This is a genomic window from Microvirga brassicacearum (genome assembly GCF_008757455.1).
GTDB classification, from domain to species: domain Bacteria; phylum Pseudomonadota; class Alphaproteobacteria; order Rhizobiales; family Beijerinckiaceae; genus Microvirga; species Microvirga brassicacearum.
The window spans coordinates 14,686-32,820 of sequence record NZ_VCMV01000019.1; the positions used below are offsets into that span (position 1 = coordinate 14,686).

General features: G+C 64.3%; 20 protein-coding genes. 8 read left to right on the forward strand and 12 right to left on the reverse strand.

The genetic code is table 11. The features are described 5' to 3' along the window. Positions 1-114: 114 nt before the first annotated feature. The 4 genes from FEZ63_RS12975 to FEZ63_RS12990 all read right to left on the reverse strand — a co-directional run bounded on the left by FEZ63_RS12975 (position 115) and on the right by FEZ63_RS12990 (position 3,410). Entirely contained in the window at positions 115-408 is a 294-nt protein-coding gene (locus FEZ63_RS12975) for a hypothetical protein (RefSeq protein WP_150945078.1), read from the reverse strand. A gap of 102 nt (positions 409-510) precedes the next feature. Further along, positions 511-2,067, reverse strand: a complete 1,557-nt coding sequence (locus tag FEZ63_RS12980) for an AMP-binding protein (protein ID WP_150945080.1) — start codon at positions 2,065-2,067, stop codon at positions 511-513. A 53-nt stretch (positions 2,068-2,120) separates the two neighbouring features. Further along, the gene (gpt, locus tag FEZ63_RS12985; protein WP_150945083.1) at positions 2,121-2,627 is read right to left on the reverse strand and encodes a xanthine phosphoribosyltransferase; all 507 of its coding nucleotides are present in this window, start codon (positions 2,625-2,627) and stop codon (positions 2,121-2,123) included. Between the two features lie 36 nt (positions 2,628-2,663). Beyond that, positions 2,664-3,410, reverse strand: coding sequence for a competence/damage-inducible protein A (locus tag FEZ63_RS12990; RefSeq protein WP_150945084.1), 747 nt, complete (start codon positions 3,408-3,410; stop codon positions 2,664-2,666). A gap of 182 nt (positions 3,411-3,592) precedes the next feature. Between FEZ63_RS12990 and rpe the strand changes: the two genes are divergently transcribed. The 5 genes from rpe (at position 3,593) to FEZ63_RS13015 (ending at position 8,217) form a co-directional block, all read left to right on the forward strand. After that, positions 3,593-4,264 (forward strand): ribulose-phosphate 3-epimerase, encoded by a 672-nt coding sequence (gene rpe / locus FEZ63_RS12995; RefSeq protein WP_150945086.1) that lies wholly within the window; start codon positions 3,593-3,595, stop codon positions 4,262-4,264. Positions 4,265-4,323: 59 nt separating this feature from the next. Next, positions 4,324-5,631 (forward strand): adenylosuccinate lyase, encoded by a 1,308-nt coding sequence (purB, locus tag FEZ63_RS13000; protein ID WP_150945088.1) that lies wholly within the window; start codon positions 4,324-4,326, stop codon positions 5,629-5,631. Between the two features lie 77 nt (positions 5,632-5,708). Continuing rightward, positions 5,709-6,959, forward strand: a complete 1,251-nt coding sequence (locus FEZ63_RS13005; protein WP_150945090.1) for an SAM-dependent methyltransferase — start codon at positions 5,709-5,711, stop codon at positions 6,957-6,959. 47 nt (positions 6,960-7,006) lie between these two features. After that, positions 7,007-7,561 carry an RBBP9/YdeN family alpha/beta hydrolase gene (locus FEZ63_RS13010; protein WP_150945092.1) on the forward strand — a complete coding sequence of 185 codons (555 nt, stop codon included), beginning with the start codon at positions 7,007-7,009 and terminating at the stop codon, positions 7,559-7,561. Between the two features lie 113 nt (positions 7,562-7,674). Next, positions 7,675-8,217, forward strand: coding sequence for a Spy/CpxP family protein refolding chaperone (locus tag FEZ63_RS13015; protein WP_162419744.1), 543 nt, complete (start codon positions 7,675-7,677; stop codon positions 8,215-8,217). A gap of 497 nt (positions 8,218-8,714) precedes the next feature. Here FEZ63_RS13015 and rpsD read toward each other — a convergent pair whose 3' ends face one another. The 5 genes from rpsD to FEZ63_RS13040 form a co-directional block, all read right to left on the reverse strand. Next, positions 8,715-9,332 carry a 30S ribosomal protein S4 gene (gene rpsD / locus FEZ63_RS13020; RefSeq protein WP_150945096.1) on the reverse strand — a complete coding sequence of 206 codons (618 nt, stop codon included), beginning with the start codon at positions 9,330-9,332 and terminating at the stop codon, positions 8,715-8,717. 334 nt (positions 9,333-9,666) lie between these two features. After that, complete coding sequence (gene murI / locus FEZ63_RS13025) at positions 9,667-10,539, reverse strand: glutamate racemase (protein ID WP_150945111.1); 873 nt, start codon at positions 10,537-10,539, stop codon at positions 9,667-9,669. A 31-nt stretch (positions 10,540-10,570) separates the two neighbouring features. Then, positions 10,571-11,767: a dienelactone hydrolase family protein gene (locus FEZ63_RS13030; protein WP_201274166.1), complete on the reverse strand. Its 1,197-nt coding sequence runs from the start codon at positions 11,765-11,767 to the stop codon at positions 10,571-10,573. A gap of 62 nt (positions 11,768-11,829) precedes the next feature. After that, a complete protein-coding gene (locus FEZ63_RS13035) occupies positions 11,830-12,561 on the reverse strand; it encodes an RNA methyltransferase (RefSeq protein ID WP_150945098.1) in 732 nt (243 codons plus the stop codon). Between the two features lie 158 nt (positions 12,562-12,719). Next, positions 12,720-13,007: a hypothetical protein gene (locus tag FEZ63_RS13040; protein WP_150945100.1), complete on the reverse strand. Its 288-nt coding sequence runs from the start codon at positions 13,005-13,007 to the stop codon at positions 12,720-12,722. Between the two features lie 263 nt (positions 13,008-13,270). Between FEZ63_RS13040 and FEZ63_RS13045 the strand changes: the two genes are divergently transcribed. Together FEZ63_RS13045 and FEZ63_RS13050 are read left to right on the forward strand one after the other, a co-directional pair. After that, positions 13,271-13,477: a hypothetical protein gene (locus FEZ63_RS13045; protein ID WP_150945103.1), complete on the forward strand. Its 207-nt coding sequence runs from the start codon at positions 13,271-13,273 to the stop codon at positions 13,475-13,477. 150 nt (positions 13,478-13,627) lie between these two features. After that, positions 13,628-14,842 (forward strand): NADP-dependent isocitrate dehydrogenase, encoded by a 1,215-nt coding sequence (locus FEZ63_RS13050; protein ID WP_150945105.1) that lies wholly within the window; start codon positions 13,628-13,630, stop codon positions 14,840-14,842. A 70-nt stretch (positions 14,843-14,912) separates the two neighbouring features. On the opposite strand, the gene FEZ63_RS13055 is transcribed toward FEZ63_RS13050, so the two are convergent. Further along, positions 14,913-15,188, reverse strand: coding sequence for a hypothetical protein (locus FEZ63_RS13055; protein ID WP_150945107.1), 276 nt, complete (start codon positions 15,186-15,188; stop codon positions 14,913-14,915). Between the two features lie 119 nt (positions 15,189-15,307). Continuing rightward, on the reverse strand, positions 15,308-16,813 hold the full coding sequence (locus tag FEZ63_RS13060) for a calcium-binding protein (RefSeq protein ID WP_150945109.1): 1,506 nt from the start codon (positions 16,811-16,813) through the stop codon (positions 15,308-15,310). A 241-nt stretch (positions 16,814-17,054) separates the two neighbouring features. Between FEZ63_RS13060 and FEZ63_RS13065 the strand changes: the two genes are divergently transcribed. Then, positions 17,055-17,522, forward strand: a complete 468-nt coding sequence (locus FEZ63_RS13065) for a GFA family protein (protein ID WP_201274167.1) — start codon at positions 17,055-17,057, stop codon at positions 17,520-17,522. Positions 17,523-17,573: 51 nt separating this feature from the next. Here the strand turns inward: FEZ63_RS13065 and FEZ63_RS13070 are convergent. Further along, positions 17,574-18,135 (reverse strand): DHHA1 domain-containing protein (locus tag FEZ63_RS13070; RefSeq protein WP_244622789.1); only part of this gene is annotated, 562 nt, incomplete at its 5' end.

The following is an 18,135-nucleotide window of genomic DNA, read 5'->3' on the forward strand; positions in this document are numbered from 1 at the left end:
CCACTTGCATCCCGCGCGACGTTTTCATTGCGCGGTGTGGCAAATATTCCACAGGTGGGAGATAGGGCGCCCTAACGTCAGCCGGATGAGGCCGAATGCACTTCGCCGGACGTCCTAGTCGCCGAAGAAATCGAGATCCCCGCTGCGGCAGCGAAAGCCGACCGGGCATTGCGGCGTATCGCGGGTCGGCACCCATGCGGCCTCGAGGCTTTCGTCGTGCTCGCAGAAGCTCAGATCCCGGACGTAACGGTCATACGTATAGGTGCCGGTGCCGAGCACGATGGCGCCGTTGCGCAGGACCAGCTGCCGCGCCTGCGCACAGGCGAGGCCCGGGGTCATCGGGCGCTGCTGGGCGTGAACCGAGGTGACGATGGCCGACAGGGCAAGAGCGAGGGCGAGCTTCTTCATGACTTCATCTCAAGATGGCCGGTGGCGTTCACGCAAGACCTTTGTCGAAATGAGGCCAACAGCCGCTTCGGCAATAGCGGACACGCGTTTTTGACCGGCGCGCTACAGCATGGCCTGCAACCGCCGCGCCATCTCGACGGCGGCGGCATAATCGGTCTTGCCTGAGCCGAGCACCGGAATGCTGGAGACCAGGATGGCTTTCGGCACCCAGAGCTCTGGAAAGCCCTGCTCGCGGGCATGAGCCATCAGCGCATCGCGATCGGCGTCCGGCTTGTCTGTGATGAGCACGACCTGCTCGCCCTTGCGCGGGTCGGGCAGCGCCACCACCACGTGGTTGAACTCGGGCCAGAGCCCCTGAGCCACCGCCTCGATGGCCGCGAGCGAAATCATCTCGCCGGCGACTTTTGCAAAGCGTTTGGCCCGGCCGAGAATGCGCACCATGCCGTCATCGACGGAGACGATGTCGCCCATATCGTGCCAGCCGTCATCCGGCGGGGTGATGCCGCCCGGCGCGTCGGGATCGAGGTAGCCGCGCATGACGTTCGGGCCGCGCACGCTGAGGCGCCCGCCTTCCTGTATTCCCTCGACCGGTTCGAGCCGCCACTCCATGCCGGGAAGGAAGGGCCCGACGGAGCCGTGCCGGTTGCGATCCGGCAGGCTGCAGGCCACCACGGGCGCGCATTCGGTCGCGCCATAGCCTTCCAGAATGACGGTGCCGTGGCGCTCCCAGAGCTTGCGCGTGTCGTCCTTCACCCGCTCCGCCCCGGCAATGACATAGCGCACGGATGCCAGATCATCCGGATCGGCCGCGCGCGCATAGCCCTGCAGGAATGTGTCGGTGGCGAGCAGGATGGTGGATTTCGTGCCCGCGATGAGCTTCGGGATCTGCCGGTAATGCAGCGGGCTCGGATAGAGCACGACCTTGATGCCGTTGAGCAGCGAGGTCAGCAGGCCGGCGGTAAGCCCGAAGGAATGGAAGATCGGCAGCGGATTGAAGAATACGTCGCCGGGGGTCAGCACGTCGCCCGCATGGGCCTTCACCTGATAGGCATTCGCCACCAGGTTGGCGTTCGACAGAACGACGCCCTTCGGCTTTCCCTCGGAACCCGACGTGAACAGCACCACGGCCGGATCATCCGGCCTTACACCTGCCCGCTTGTGGACGGCGCGCGCGAACCAGCTTTCGACGAGGCCGCGCATCTTGTCGAGGCTGGTCATCGCTTTGCGCACGTCCTCGAGATAGACCACCTCGCGGCCCTCGGCGATGGCCGCCAGCACATCGTCGAGCTTGCCCTGATCGATGAAGCGGCGCGACGTCACGATGGTGTGGACCTGCGCGACGTCGCAGGCCGCCTTCAAATTCTTGGTGCCGGCGGTGAAGTTCAGAAGCGCCGGCACGCGGCCCAAGGCGTTGAGGCCGAACAGCGCGACGGCAAGCCCCTGCACGTTCGGCAGCAGCACGCCGACATTCTCCCGCGGCTGCGAAAGGGCGGCGAGCCTGCGCCCGAGCACCAGCGCCCCAAGCACGAGCCTGCCATAGGTGATGGGCTGGCGTTCCGGGTCCTCGAGCGCTGCCTTGTTGCGGCCGAATGTATCGCGGGCATCGATGAGCGCACCAAAAAGACTCTTGCGCGTCCGTGCGACGTCGAATTCGCTCAAAGCCCTCTCCCCCCGTTTGATGATCGCCGGCGTTGAATCGCCGGTTGGTCTTGTCAGCCGGCCGAGTTTTCGTTGATCGGCGCCTGATAGGTGAGACCCATATCCCAGGGGAAATAGATCCACGTATCCTGGCTGACCTCCGTCACGAATGTGTCGATCACCGGACGTCCGGCGGGTTTGGCGTAGACGGCGGCGAAATGGGCGTTCGGCAGCATGTCGCGGACGATCCTGGCGGTCTTGCCGGTATCGGTCAGGTCATCGACCACCAGCACGCCCTTGCCGGTCCCGTCCCCGAGCGCCTTGATCGACGGGGAAATGTCCTTGAGGACCCGCAATTCGCCCTGAGTGACGTAGTCGTGATAGCTCGCGACGCAGACGCTCTCGATCAACCGCACATCGAGTTCGCGCGCGACGATGGCGGCGGGCACGAGCCCTCCGCGCGTGATGCAGACGATGGCCTCGAACGGGCCTGCGGCGGCAAGGCGCCATGCGAGAGCGCGGGCATCCCGGTGAAACTGGTCCCAGGAAACGGGAAAGGCTTTGGGTGAGGAAGGCGACATCGGCTGACTCTTGGCTGTGCTGAAGGTTGAAAAAGTCTAGATCGGCGCGCCGTCGCCCTTCAGGCGACGGAGCAGATCGTGAACGGCCGATACGGCTTTCGCAACCGCCTCGGCATCCTTGCCACGCACGACGATCTGATTGCGAAATCCGGTTGCTGAAAACGACGGATAGGAGCCGATGGACACGAGCGGATGCGCCAGCGCGATCTCACTCAATCCCCCGGCGTAAATTCCCTCCGGCAGCCCCTCCGCCTCGATCGTCTCCGCGATCAGGCGCGCTCCAGTCTTCAGGGTCGGCGCTATTGTGTCGAGCATGGATTGCATGATCGCCGGGACACCCGCCATGACGAACACATTGTCGATCCGGAAACCGGGCGCTTTCGAGACCACGTTCTCGATCAGGTCGGCGCCCGCCGGAATCCGGGCCATGCGCAGCCGCGCCTCGTTCAGATCGCCGGGCTGGTAGCGTTCCCGCAGCATGGCCACGGCGCGCGGATCGACATCGATCGCGACGCCGAAAGCCCGGGCGACCGAGTCCGCCGTGATGTCGTCATGGGTCGGACCAATGCCGCCGGTGGTGAACAGGTAGGTGTAGCGGGTGCGAAGGGCGTTGACCGCCGCGACGATCTCGGCCTCCACGTCGGGCACGATCCGCACTTCACAGAGGTCGACCCCGATGCCGGTCAGATATTCGGCGATGTAGCCGATATTCCGATCCTTGGTCCGGCCGGTGAGAATCTCGTCGCCAATGATCAAGAGAGCGGCTGTGACGGGGGCAACCATGCAAAAGGGTTCCTTTTGAGGGCGTTTAGCCCCATCCGAGCATTTGCTCAAGCGCACCGATCCCGTCATGCCGGGGCGCGCGGCGCGAGAACTACATCCTGGCACAGCAAATTGACGGGAACGGCGACCTGCGCAGCCCCTGAAATGTTGCGGCGTGACGGCGCCCGTGCTACCGGCGCGCCATGACACGCCCCCTGCTCATCGCGCCGTCCATCCTGTCCGCCGATTTCGCCAGGCTTGGCGAGGAGGTCCGCGCCATCGACGCTGCCGGTGGCGACTGGATCCATATCGACGTGATGGACGGGCATTTCGTGCCCAATATCACCATGGGCCCGGACATCGTGAAGGCGATCCGCCCGCATTCGGCAAAGCCCTTCGACGTGCACCTGATGATCGCCCCGGTGGACCCCTATCTCGAAGCCTTCGCCAAAGCCGGCGCCGACATCATCAGCATCCACGCGGAGGCCGGCCCGCATCTGCACCGCTCGCTCCAGAGCATCCGCAAACTGGGGAAGAAAGCAGGCATCGTGCTGAATCCCGGCACGCACGAGACCGCCATCGAGCCGGTGCTCGACGATCTCGATCTGATCCTGCTGATGACGGTCAATCCGGGTTTCGGCGGCCAGGCCTTCATTCCGTCGGTCTGCGACAAACTGCGCCGGATCAAGGCCATGGTGGGCGACCGCGACATCGATATCGAGATCGACGGCGGCGTGACCCCGGAGACCGCCCCGCTGGTGGCACAAGCCGGCGCCAACGTGCTGGTCGCGGGCTCCGCCGTGTTCCGGGGCGGACCGGCAGCCTATGCGCAAAACATCGCCGCCATTCGGAACGCCGCCACAAACGCGCGTTGAGATCATAGCCCCTTCATGCTACCGCGCGGGGCATATCCCTCGCGTGGAAGTGTGCTCTCATGATCCCCCGTTACAGCCGCCCCGAAATGGTCGCCATCTGGTCCCCCGAGACCAAGTTCCGCATCTGGTTCGAGATCGAGGCGCATGCGACCACCGCGCTCGCCGACCTGGGCGTGGTGCCGAAGGCCGCAGCCGAGCTGGTGTGGGAGAAGGGCTCGAAGGCCACCTTCGACGTTGACCGCATCGACGATATCGAGCGCGAGGTGAAGCACGATGTCATCGCGTTCCTGACGCACCTCTCCGAAATCGTCGGCCCCGAGGCGCGCTTCGTCCATCAGGGCATGACCTCGTCGGATGTGCTCGATACCTGCTTCAACGTGCAGCTGAAGCGCGCCACCGATCTTTTGCTCGACGATGTCGATGGGCTTCTCGCCGCCATCAAACGCCGTGCTTTCGAGCACAAGATGACCCCCACCATCGGCCGCTCGCACGGCATCCATGCGGAGCCGACCACGTTCGGCATCAAGCTCGCGCTGGCCTATGCGGAATTCGAGCGCTGCAAGCTGCGCCTGATCGAGGCCCAGCGTGAGATTGCCACCTGCGCCATCTCGGGCGCGGTCGGCACCTTCGCCAATATCGATCCGAGCATCGAGGAATACGTCGCCGAGCAGATGGGCCTCTCGGTCGAGCCGGTTTCGACGCAAGTCATCCCGCGCGACCGCCATGCCATGTATTTCGCCACCCTGGGCGTGGTCGCCTCCTCCATCGAGCGCCTGGCGACCGAGATTCGCCACCTCCAGCGCAGCGAGGTTCTGGAGGCCGAGGAGTTCTTCTCCGCCGGCCAGAAGGGCTCGTCGGCGATGCCCCACAAACGCAACCCTGTGCTGACGGAAAACCTGACCGGCCTTGCGCGCATGGTTCGCGCCTACGCGATGCCCGCCATGGAAAACGTCGCCCTGTGGCACGAGCGGGATATTTCGCATTCGTCGGTCGAGCGCATGATCGGCCCCGACGCCACCGTGACCCTCGATTTCGCACTTGCCCGCCTGACGAACGTCATCGACAAGCTCGTGGTCTATCCCGAGAACATGCAGAAGAATCTCGACCGCCTCGGCGGCCTGGTGCATTCCCAGCGTGTTTTGCTGGCCCTGACGCAGAAGGGCGCGTCGCGGGAGGATGCCTACCGGCTCGTCCAGCGCAACGCCATGCCGGTCTGGCGTGGCGAGGGTGATTTCCTGACCCTTCTGAAGGCCGATCCCGACGTGACGAAGTACCTGCCGGCCGCCGAAATCGAGGCCTGCTTCGATCTCGGCTATCATTTCAAGCATGTGGACACGATCTTCCGACGGGTCTTCGGCGCCGCCTGAGCCGGTCGGGGGCTGGAAAAGTTCTCAAAAAGCGTGACAATCAACCCTGGTAGGAGATCAGCGGTCCGGGGATTGTCATGCTGTCGGAAAGAATTCTCACTACGGCCTTTACCCGCGCTGTCCGAAGCGGGACCCTGAAAATGATCACCGCCGGTGGACAGGAATTCACCTTCGGCGATGGTAGCGAACCCCGGGTGACAATCCGGTTCACGGATGCGGCGGCGCAACTCGCGCTTTGCCTGCACCCGGAATTGAAGCTCGGCGAATTGTTCGTCGATGGCCGGCTCGTCATCGAGACGGGCACGATCTACGAACTGCTCCAGCTCATCCTGCGGGACACGCACGGGGATCTCGGCCGGTTGCCGCTTCGGCGGCTGCGCAAGATCCGCACGCTCATGCAGCGGCGGAGCGAGAATGACGCGGCCCGCTCCCGTCGGAACGTCGCCCATCACTACGATCTCGACGGGCGCCTCTATTCCCTGTTTCTCGACAGCGACCGGCAATATTCCTGCGCCTATTTCGACCATCCGGATGCGTCCCTCGAAGACGCGCAAATGGCGAAGAAACGGCATATCGCCGCCAAGCTGCTGCTCGAACCCGGTCAACGGGTGCTCGATATCGGCTCCGGCTGGGGCGGGCTCGGTCTCTATCTCGGCCTGACCGCGGGCGCCGGCTATGTCCGGGGAGTCACCCTGTCGGAAGAGCAGCTCGAGATGTCGCGCAAGCGCGCCGCAACGGCCGGCGTGCCGGAGCGGGTGCGGTTCGAACTCGAGGATTATCGCGCGACGACCGGGACCTTCGACCGGATCGTCTCGGTCGGCATGTTCGAGCATGTGGGGCCATCATCCTACGACACCTATTTTTCGGCCTGCCACCGGCTTCTTGAAGACGACGGCGTCATGCTGCTGCACACGATCGGCCGCACGGGCACGCCCTATCCCACCAACGCATGGATCGAGCGCTACATCTTCCCCGGCGGCCATCTGCCGATCCTCTCCGAGATCATGCCGGCAATCGAGCGGTCGGGGCTGATCGTGACCGACGTGGAGATCCTGCGCCTGCACTACGCGCTGACTCTCGAGAAGTGGCGCGAGCGCTTCATGGCGAACCGGGACGAGGTCATGCGCCTCTATGACGAACGGTTCTGCCGGATGTGGGAATGCTACCTCGCCATGTCGGAATCGGCATTCCGGTTCCAGGACGCGGTGGTGTTCCAGATCCAGCTTGCCAAGCGCAACGACAGCGTTCCGCTGACCCGGGATTACATCGCCGAGCGCGAAGCGGCGCTGAAACACGCGGAGAATACCGGATTGAAGCGCACCGCCTGATCCGCCCCATCTTGAACGGAAGGCCACGGACGGATACCTCCCGCATCATGAAAACCTCCGATTGCGACATCCTCATCGTCCCCGGCCATGACAATTCGGGCGAAGACCATTGGCAGAGCCGATGGGAGCGCCAGCTTTCGACCGCGCAGCGGATCGTCCAGGAAAACTGGGACGCACCCGACAAGGACGCGTGGGTCGCCCGTATCGTGCGCGATGTGGCTCAGGCGCAAAAACCGGTCGTGCTCGTCGGCCACAGCCTCGGTGTCGTCGCAATCGCCTATGCGGCGCCTCTCCTGCCGAACGGCAAGGTGCGGGGTGCCTTTCTGGTCAGCCTGCCGGATGTGGAGCGTGCCGATACGATCCCGGCCATCGACCGCGCCTTCGCGCCGATCCCGCGCGAGCCGCTGCCGTTCCCCTCCGTGCTGGTTGCCAGCCGCACCGACCCGCATTGCGACTACGCGAAAGCCGAGGATATCTCCTATGCGTGGGGCTCGGCGATCGTCGATGCGGGCGATGCCGGCCATCTCAACACGCAGAGCGGCCACGGCCCTTGGCCGGAAGGCCTGATGCGCTTCGCGGGGTTTCTGAAACAGCTCTCCTGAACCGCAACATGGACAAAAATTCATCCTCTGGTCACCCGCGAGAGAGCAGATTGGCCGCACCTTATCGATGTGACCGTCTCGTCGATCCGGCGGGATTTCAGGAGGAGTATCGCATGAAGACTTTCGCTCTCATTTCAGCCGCTTCGGCTCTCATCATCGCCGGCACCGTGGCGTATGCGCAGCCGGCTCCTCCGCCTGCGGCAGGCCCCGGTCCGAGAGATCGCGCGCCGATGACCCGCGCCGATCTGGACTCGCTCACCGATGCGCGCATCGCCGCCATCCAGGCCGGGCTCAAGCTCACGCCCGCGCAGCAGGCGCTCTGGGCGCCGGTGGAACAGGCGCTTCGCGCCAGCGCCGCCAGCCGCGCCGAGCTGATGGAGAAACGCCGCGAGCGCGATCCTTCAGCCGCCCGCCCCGATTTCATGCAGCGGCTCGAGCAGCGCTCGGAATGGGCATCGAAGAACGCCGCCAGCGCAACCGGCCTCGCAACCGCCATGAAGCCGTTCTGGGCGTCCCTCGACGATCGCCAGAAGCGCCTGCTGCCGATCCTCATGCGTCCGGCATCCGGAATGCGGGGGCATCACGCCCGCAGCCGCGGCGATCGCCAGCATGGCATGAAGCAGGGCCAGCGCGCACCGGCGCCGCAAGCGCAGTAAAGGGCTGAAATTTCAACGGAAAAAGCCGCCCTCACCGGGCGGTTTTTTTTGTAGCCATCCGCCACCGTGTGAGCGGTTGGCGCATCCCCCCTTGTGAGGAGGGCCGGGGTGGGGGTGTTGGCGCGACGCCGATAATGGGTGGCGCCGACACCCCCTCCTCCAACTCCTCCCCACAAGGGGGAGGAGAGACCCTTGAGCCCGCCCCAAGCAGCAATGAGATCCAGAACGAAAAAGCCGCCCGATGAGGCGGCCTTTTTTGTGTCCCGATTGCATCTCCGCCATCGTGCGAGCGCTTGGCGGTCTCCCTCCCCCTTGTGGGGAGGGTCGGGGTGGGGGTGTTGGCGCCACGCCGATCAAGTCCGGTGCTGACACCCTCTCCTCCAACTCCTCCCCACAAGGGGGAGGAGGGACCCTCGAGGCATCCATTTTGCGACGAGATCCAAAACGAAAAAGGCCGCCCGTGAGGCGGCCTTTTCCCTGTCTGCAATTCGCGGCGATTAGCGCGAATAGAACTCGATCACGAGGTTCGGTTCCATCTGGACCGGGTACGGCACTTCCGACAGGGTCGGGATGCGCGTGACGCGGGCCGTCATCTTGGAATGATCGACCTCGATGTAGTCGGGGACGTCGCGCTCGGCGAGTTGGCTCGCCACGACGACGACCTCAAGCTGCTTCGACTTCTCCTTGACCTCGATCACGTCGCCGGGCTTCACGAGATAGCTCGGGATGTTGACGCGGCGGCCGTTGACCCGGATGTGACCGTGGTTGACGAACTGGCGCGCGGCGAACGGGGTCGCGACGAACTTCGAGCGGTAGACGACCGCATCGAGACGACGCTCGAGCAGGCCCACGAGGTTTTCGCTCGAGTCGCCCTTGAGGCGGATCGCTTCCGCGTAGTAGCGGCGGAACTGCTTCTCGGTGATGTTGGCGTAATAGCCCTTGAGCTTCTGCTTGGCGCGCAGCTGCGTGCCGAAGTCGGACATCTTGCCTTTGCGGCGCTGGCCATGCTGGCCGGGGCCGTATTCACGACGATTGACGGGGCTCTTAGGGCGACCCCAGATATTCTGACCCATGCGGCGGTCAAGCTTATGCTTGGCCTGAATGCGCTTCGACATCGCTGTTCCTCTTTGTTGTCGAACGGTTTTTGAGGAACGCGCCCTCCTCTTCCCCTCTCGGGGACGACAGGCCGACAAGAAGCCGAGCCACGGGTGCGTAAAAATTCAACGCGGCCCAAGACGGACCGCGCGAATGGGTGGGCTGTAAGGGGATCGGGGGGAAAAGTCAATTAGAACCCGAGGGCAATGCAGCCCCTAGCCTCATGCTGAGGAAGGCCGCAGGCCTGTCTCGAAGCACGAGGCGTCTCCAGTGCCAGCTGGAGATCCTTCGAGACGCCGCTATGCGGCTCCTCAGGATGAGGTGATTTGAGTCACTCGAACGTCCAGCGGACGACTACCCCCGCAGCGGCATTCCCTCAACGCCGATCCGGGGCAGGCCGGTTTCCCGCAAGGCGTGGCGCAGCTTGGCGCCAAGGCGGCCGCCATCCGTGAAGACCGCCAGTGCCTCGTCATCCTCGCCGGCCTCGTGCCCGACGACCGGACCGCCGAGCAATTGCACCACCCGCCGCGCAATGGCGGGGGCAGGATCGATCCAGGTCACCGGCCACGGCGCGAGCGCGATAAGGCGTGGGAGGAGGAGCGGGTAATGGGTGCAGGCGAGCGCCACCACGTCGGTGCGGCCGGCCGCCTCCGCGACGAAGCATGGCGCGATCTCGGCGATGAGATCCTCATCCGATACCGGTTCGCCCGTCAGTTCCGCCTCGGCGAAGCCCGCAAGACGCGTCGAGCCGACCAGATTGACCCGGCAGCCGGCAGCGTAGGTCTCGATGAGGTCGCGCGTGTAATCCCGCGCCACGGTGCCGGGCGTCGCCAGCACCGTCACGTAACCGGAGCGCGTCGCAAGCGCCGCCGGCTTGATGGCCGGAACGGTGCCGACGAACGGGATTGAAAAGCGCTCCCGCAGCCGGGGAAGCACCAGGGTCGAGGCGGTATTGCAGGCGATCACCACCAGAGTCGGATCGTGGATCGCGATGAGGCGCTCCATCACCGCGAGAACCCGCGCCACCAGCGCGTCCTCGCTCAGCCGGCCATAGGGAAACGCCGCGTCGTCGGCGGCGTAGACGAAACGGGCATCCGGCCGCGCCTTCAGCACTTCGGAGAAGACGGTCAATCCGCCAAGACCGGAATCGAAGACGAGGATGGTGGGAACGGGAGACGGCATGACAGCCGGGTTATAGGCAGTTCCGGCAAGAAGATCGACCAGCATGTAGAACGCCCCCAACCGTCATCTCCGGTCTTTACGACCGGGTATTCACATTCTGCGACAGTGTCTGTTTGGTCTCCGCCGGCGCGAGGTTCAGCCGCCGGCGCGGCCCGCGCTCCGGCTTGTCGTCCTGCCCCTCCACCTTCGGCATGTCGGCCGAGAGGCGGCGCACGGGCCAGCCGTCGCTCCACGAGCCCATATCGACGAATTTCGGGTCGCGCCGCAGGAAGGCCGCATCCTTGCCGGTGAAAGCCGCATCCGCCGCCATGTCGAAGGTTTTCCAGAAGGCGAGATAATCGAGGGTATCGATACCGTTATTGCCGAGCTGCTGGGTCAGGATCGTCTGCTGGCCGGACAGGGACATGTCGGCGCTCCAGCGCCAGGTGTTGCGCACCTTGGGATCGCGCGGCGGGTCCGGCGGCAGCTTGATCGCCCGGATGTCGTAATCGGGCTGGGGCGAGCCGGGCGCGGTCAGTGTCGCGGTGAGGGCCGGAAAGCCGTGGTCGTCGGAACCCGCGCGCATGAAGAGCTTGCGGCTTGCAGGGATGCTGGTCGCATCCTTCAGGATCTTGCGAGAAGCGCGGTCGCCCGGAAGGTGGTCGCGGTCGCCGCTCATGGTGATGAGCAGGGTGTCGGGTGCGATGGTGGAGATGTCCTGCAGGAGGATACCCCGCTCCTTCTCGCTCGTGGTGATGCCGCCCGGCATCAGCCCGAAAATCAACTTCGGCGCCGGGATCTCGTAGGCGACCGCGCTTGCCGCGAGGTTGAGGGCGATCGGCACGCCGGCGAGATGGCCGATATAGGCGACGCGATTGACGTCGGGCCGGGCGTCCGCGTCGTTCGCCAAGGCCTCGAGGGAGGTCTTGATGAGGCTCGCCGCCAGCGCCGAGGCGTCCGCGGGCCGCGACTTGTTCACATCCTGAAAACGGGGATAGAGGACGAGGTTCCCCTTGCGCGCCAGATGCTCGATCCAGCCGCCGTAAAGAGCCGGGTTCACCGCGCCCCACGAATGGAGAAACACCACGACTGGCCGGGGCTCGGCCGCGGCACCGGCGGCATGGAACACGAAGGTTCCGGCGCTTGCCGTGCCGATACCGCGCTTCGTCACTTCGGCTCGCTTGTAGTCGGATCCGCCAGGCCCGCTTTCCGGTTGTTTCGGCGGGGATGCCGCCTGCGCCAGACTGGCGGCAAAACACGAGCCAAGACAAAGGGCGATGAGCGAGCCGCGCATGAATGATCTCGAGTCGAAGACGAAGCGCAGGTTTGCGCTTCTTTCCTATAAACCGAAGTTCTTTAAGGCTTTCTCAATCGCCGTCCCTCCGCAAGGGCACGAATCGCCCCACGAAGGGTCCTGACATCCTGTTCGGTCAATTCCAGGCGGTGGAAGACATCGCGCATGTTGCGCGCCATGATCGGCTGCTTGTCCGGCGGGTAGAAATTCACCGCCTCCAACTCGGTTTCCAGATATTCGAAGAACGACACCACCATGTGGCGCGGCGCCGGTGGCGAGCGCCGTTCGCCGGAAAACGGCAGCGCGGCGCCGGCGAGCTTCCGCCACTCATAGGCCACCAGCAGCACGGCCTGGGCCAGGTTGAGCGAGGAGAATTGCCCATCGACCGGGAAGGTGACGATGGCGTCGGCGAGCGAGATCTCGTCGTTCTCCAATCCGGTCCGCTCGCGACCGAACAGGATGCCGACGCCCTGCCCCTCCCCCAGCCGGCTCTGCGCCTCGCCCATGGCCGCATCGGGACCGAGGACCCGCTTCATCTGGCCCCGCTCGCGCGCGGTGGTGGCGAACACATAATGAAGGTCGGCGATGGCCTCGCGGGCCGTTTCGAACAGCTTCGCGTGCTCCAGCACATGGGTCGCGCCCGAAGCGGCTGAATGCGCGCCTTTCTTCGGCCAGCCGTTGCGCGGCGATACGAGGCGAAGTTCGCTCAGGCCGAAGTTCGCCATGGCGCGCGCCACCATGCCGATGTTTTCAGCCAGCTGCGGCTCGACGAGGATGATGACGGGATGCTTCATGTCAGGACTGGACAAACCGATGTTCCGACGGGGCGCCGGGGCCGTTTTCTTTACGCCGCCAAAACGCCTCGGCCAATCGTCTTGAGTCCGCTCAAAGAAAAGGCCTCCCGAGGGGTCATTCCTGGGAGGCCCGTCAGTCCGCGATCCGCCGCAGGCTTCTACCAGCAGCCCCAGCCGCAATAATATGACGGGCGGGCCGCCGCGGCTCCGATCACGGCGCCGCCGATGACACCGACGGCGGCGCCGGCGACCGCCTGGTTGGCTGCCGCATTGGACTGGGCCACGTTGTTGCGGTAGCCGGCGTTCTGGCAGCGGGCATAGGCCCTGGTGCCGGGTTTCAGCCCCGTTTCGAGGCAAACGGATTCGGCGTTGGCCATGGATTGTTCAGCCGTTTGACAACCCGCGAGAGCCAGCGCCGTGGCCCCGATGATGATTGCGATGCGCATTTCACTTCCCTGTTTGACGGCCCGGCGATTACCGGACCTAACGGAATGTTGTTACCACAGCCACGCTCCGGGGCGACCCTCCAGAACGTCTGTGCGAACGTTATTCATAACATTTCTTCGCAAACGGCGGTGCGCGGGCACACGAAGCGTAGCGGTGGTGGATTGGTCGCCCGCGGGAACACGCGCACAAAAAGTCGCCTGCCCCCATTGTTTTGCAATGAAATTACGTTAGTTATCGCCGGCATTTCTGGAATCGAATGGCGATGACGTATCAGTGGCGCGACAGAATCTTGACGAGCCGGCCGCGGCCGAGCCGCTCCTGGCGGCTGCTCGGCGTGTTTCTCGTCATGGCGCTCATCTTCGTCTGGCTCGCGATGGATGAGCATGTCCCGTTCAGCGGATCGCCCCGGGAGGTTCCGTGGGCGGGGCTCCGGTCCTCGCATCTCCTCGACAAGCTGCGGTTCGACTGAGGTCATCGACCCGAGCTCGCCCGGACGAGCAGGGACGGCGGCAATTGTTATCGCAAGACCGCTTCCCCCCACGCCTGAGCCGCGCTATAGCCCGCGCCATGCAACCCGCCGTCCGGCGGGTTCGATCCTTTTCAAACGCAAGGTGAGATCATGGCGAAGATCAAGGTTGCCAATCCGGTCGTCGAACTCGACGGCGACGAGATGACCCGCATCATTTGGCACTTCATCAAAGAGAAGCTGATCCACCCCTATCTCGACATCGACCTGAAATATTACGATCTCGGCGTCGAGAACCGCGACGCCACCGCCGACCAGGTCACGGTCGATGCGGCGGAAGCGATCAAGAAATACGGCGTCGGCGTGAAATGCGCCACGATTACGCCGGACGAAGATCGCGTGAAGGAATTCAACCTCAAGCAGATGTGGAAATCGCCCAACGGCACGATCCGCAACATCCTCGGCGGCGTGATCTTCCGCGAGCCGATCATCTGCAAGAACGTGCCGCGCCTCGTGCCCGGCTGGACCCAGCCGATCATCGTCGGCCGTCACGCGTTCGGCGACCAATACAAGGCAACCGACTTCAAGGTACCGGGCCCGGGCCGCCTGACGATGAAGTTCGAAGGCAAGGACGGCACCGTCATCGAGAAGGAAGTGTTCCAGTTCCCGGAGGCCGGCGTGGCCATGGGCATGTACAACCTCGACGAGTCGATCCGCGATTTCGCGCGCGCCTCGCTGAATTACGGCCTGAACCGCAAATACCCGGTCTATCTCTCCACGAAGAACACCATCCTCAAGGTCTATGACGGCCGCTTCAAGGATATCTTCCAGGAGATCTACGACGCCGAGTTCAAGGACAAGTTCATCGCTGCCGGCATCACCTACGAACACCGCCTCATCGACGACATGGTGGCCTCGGCCCTCAAGTGGTCGGGCGGTTATGTGTGGGCGTGCAAGAACTATGACGGCGACGTGCAATCCGACACCGTGGCGCAGGGCTTCGGCTCGCTCGGGCTGATGACCTCGGTCCTGATGACGCCGGACGGCAAGACCGTCGAGGCGGAAGCCGCCCACGGCACCGTGACGCGTCACTACCGCGAGCACCAGAAGGGCAAGGAAACGTCGACCAATTCGATCGCGTCGATCTATGCCTGGACCCGCGGCCTCGCCCATCGGGCCAAGCTCGACAACAATGCCGAGCTCGCGAAATTCGCCAACACCCTGGAGAAGGTCTGCGTCGACACGGTCGAGGCCGGGTACATGACCAAGGACCTCGCGCTTCTCGTGGGCGCCGAGCAGAAGTGGCTCTCCACCACAGGCTTCCTCGACAAGATCGACGAGAACCTCAAGAAGGCGATGGCCGCCTAAGGCCCTCGTTCATCGTCTCTTCAACGCCATGGCCGGACATGTTCCCGCCATGGCGTTTTTGTTTTGGCGCTCACCAGCACAAACGCTCGCGATACGGCCCGCGACGCCCCGTCCGCCACCGATATTCGCAATGACGCCAGTTGCCGGGGCCATAATAGAACGTGCGCCGGCTGGAACCGCGCCATGTGCAATTGCCGCGCCGATCGCAAACCCACCGGGTCTGCGCCACGAGCGTGTTATCGGTCATGCGTGCATCCGGCCCGAAGAATGCGGCGGCCGGGGTCAGGAACGCGCCGGCAAGCGTCCAGCCTCCCACCATTGCGACGACGGCAAGCGCAGTTTTCATGGCGCATCTCCTAGCAAAGGAAGCCCCCGTCGATCCGATAAAGCGCCCGCCGGCTTTTCGGTTCCGAAACAACTCCGGCCGACGTAAATCCGAGGGCGTTGGAGCGCCGACCGTCTCCGCTACAGGCGGAAATCGGCTTCGCTGAAATTGAACAGCAGCGAATTCTGGAAGACGATGCCGTGTCCGCCGCCGAGATCGAGCCACACGTCGGTTCCCGACTGGGACATGCGGGCGGCGACATCAGAGAACGAATTCAGGACAAGGATCGATTGCAGATCGACCACATCCTCGCCGTGGCGGAAATCCACGAAGGTATCGCGCCCTTCCTCAAAGTGAACCTGGAACAAATCCACGTCGGCGCCCCCGGTATACGTATCGTCGCCGGCGAGGCCCCTGATCCAATCGCGACCTGATCCTCCATCGAGCGCGTCATTCCCTTCCCCGCCGAAAAGAACATCGCCCCCGGCGTCGCCAAAAAGAAAATCGTTGCCGTCGAAGCCGGCCACGTAGTCGTTCCCGCCTCCGCCATGGAAGTTATCTGCGCCGGACGTCCCGATGATCTCGTCGTTGGCGGATCCGGCCACGACCTGGTTGCTCCCGCTGCCGGTCACGATGCGGAGCCGATTGTGGGTCGCGCCGGCATCGATGATGTTGTGGCCGTCACCGAGATGAATCTCGATCAGCCCGGGGAACGCCGTCCCGGTCAGGTCGCCGATGGTGAGTGTATGGTCGCCATTTCCCAGGCGAAAGAAGATGCTCTCGAAGCGGTGCAGGGTCGTATCCTGCGTGCCGTTCCCGGTCAGTTCGCGCACGTGGAGCTCGCGGCTCGTGCTTCCCTTCACGGCCTCGGCCATGACGGTCCAGACGGACCCGAAATTGGTCTTCGGCACGACGAACTGCGCCATGTCGGCCCCGTTGAATCCAGCCGTGACGTCGTTCACGCCGCCGACGGCCCGATACAGGATCCGCGTGAAGGTCGCCGATGCATCGACCGTATCATTCAAGCCGGCGATCTCGATCAGGCCGGTCGCAAGATCGGTCCGGAAAAGATTGCCGATCGTGATCGTTCGGCTTTGGGCGTAGGACGGCTCAAAGAACAGGTGTTCGATGCTCTTGGCTTCGACAGTGTCGATGCCGTTTGCCACCATGACATTGTTGTTGCGGGTCGCCGAGATCGTCAGGTTGCTGGCGGTCTGGCCCAGGCCGTCCCTGAAAGCCGCGAAGTCGCGGCCGCCGCCGCCGTTCATGAAGTCGCGCTGGGAGCCGATGAGCTCGTTGAAGTAATGCCGGAAGGTGTCGTCGCCTTGGCCGCCATACATGAAATCGCTGCCGGCGCCGCCATCGAGGGTGTCTTTTCCGGCAGCGCCGGAGAGGAGGTCGTTCCCGTCGCCGCCGAAGAGCCGATCGTTGCCGCTGCCGCCGTCCAGAAAATCGATCGCCGTCCCGCCATCGAGGATGTCATCCCCGGTCCCGCCAAACAGCTGGTCGGAGGCGTTGCCGCCGTTCAGGATATCGTTGCCGGCATAACCGAAGAGGAGATCCCGTTCACCGAGGCCGTCGATGATGTCGTCTGCCCCGGTCCCGAACAGGCGATCGCGCGAAGAAGTTCCTCGGATGGTAGCCATGGATTGACCCCAGGTTGCCGTTGAGTTTGTCTGCCGCGGATCGATTAGCAACACGAGTCCCGCAGAGAGTCTAGGTTTCTATGGCTAAAATAAAAATCATTGCCTTGCGGTAGCGACGTTGGCGACCGAGCGGCACTGTCTTTCCGCAATCCTCCTGGTTGCAATTTCTGGAAACAATCTTTCCTATGCCAGTTATGAACCTGCCTGCACCAGCTCGCTATTCCCCGATGAGGAGACCCGGATGTCTTCCCCTGCACGTGAAACTGTCATGACCGGCGGCTGCCAATGCGGCGCGGTCCGATACGCGCTGAAATCCGAGCCAACCGAGGCCAGCATCTGCCATTGCCGGATGTGCCAGAAGGCGTTCGGCAATTACTTCTCCGCACTGACCGGGGTGCCGATGGGCGATCTCGTGTGGACCCGCGGCGAGCCCGGCATCTTCAAGAGCTCGGAGGCGGTGGAACGCGGGTTCTGCCGCGATTGCGGCACGCCGCTGACGTTTCAATACGTCGGCCAGGATCGCATCAACGTCTCGATCGGCAGCCTCGACGAACCCGCGCGGGTCACGCCGGAGGTGCAATGGGGCATCGAGAGCAGGCTGCCGGCCTTTGCCATCCTGCACACCCTGCGCGGCGCCACGACCGAGGACGTCGCGACGCCGGAGGACTTGGCCCGGATGAAATCACGGCAGCATCCGGACCACGATTGATCCGCGGCGCCGCCCCTTGGAGCGTCGGCCGCGGATGACCGTTCGACGAACCTAACCCGCCGCGAGCGCGGCTTCGACCGCCGCCAGAGCCGCCTCGGCCTGGGCGCCGTCGGGTCCGCCCGCCTGCGCCATGTCGCGCCGGCCGCCGCCACCCTTGCCGCCGAGTTTTTCGGCGCCCACGCGCACCAGGGCGACCGCGTCGACCGTCGCCGTCAGGTCTTCGGTGACGCCGACGACGATGCCGGCCTTGCCGTCATCCGCCACGCCGATAATGGCGACGACGCCGGAGCCGAGACGCTTCTTGCCTTCGTCGGCCAGTGCCTTCAGGTCCTTCATTTCCACGCCGGTCACAGCCCGCGCCATCAGCTTGACGCCGTTGACGTTGCGCACCGGGTCGCCCTCACTCGCTCCACCGCCCATGGCCAGTTTGCGGCGCGCTTCCTGCAGGTCGCGTTCAAGCTTGCGGCGATCGTCGAGCAGTGCCGAGAGGCGCTCGGGCGCCTCATCGACGGGCGTTTTCAACAACCCTGCGATCTCGCGCAATTTGCGGCTCTCATTGGCAAGATGGCGCCGCGCGGTGTCGCCCGTCATCGCTTCGAGACGACGCACGCCG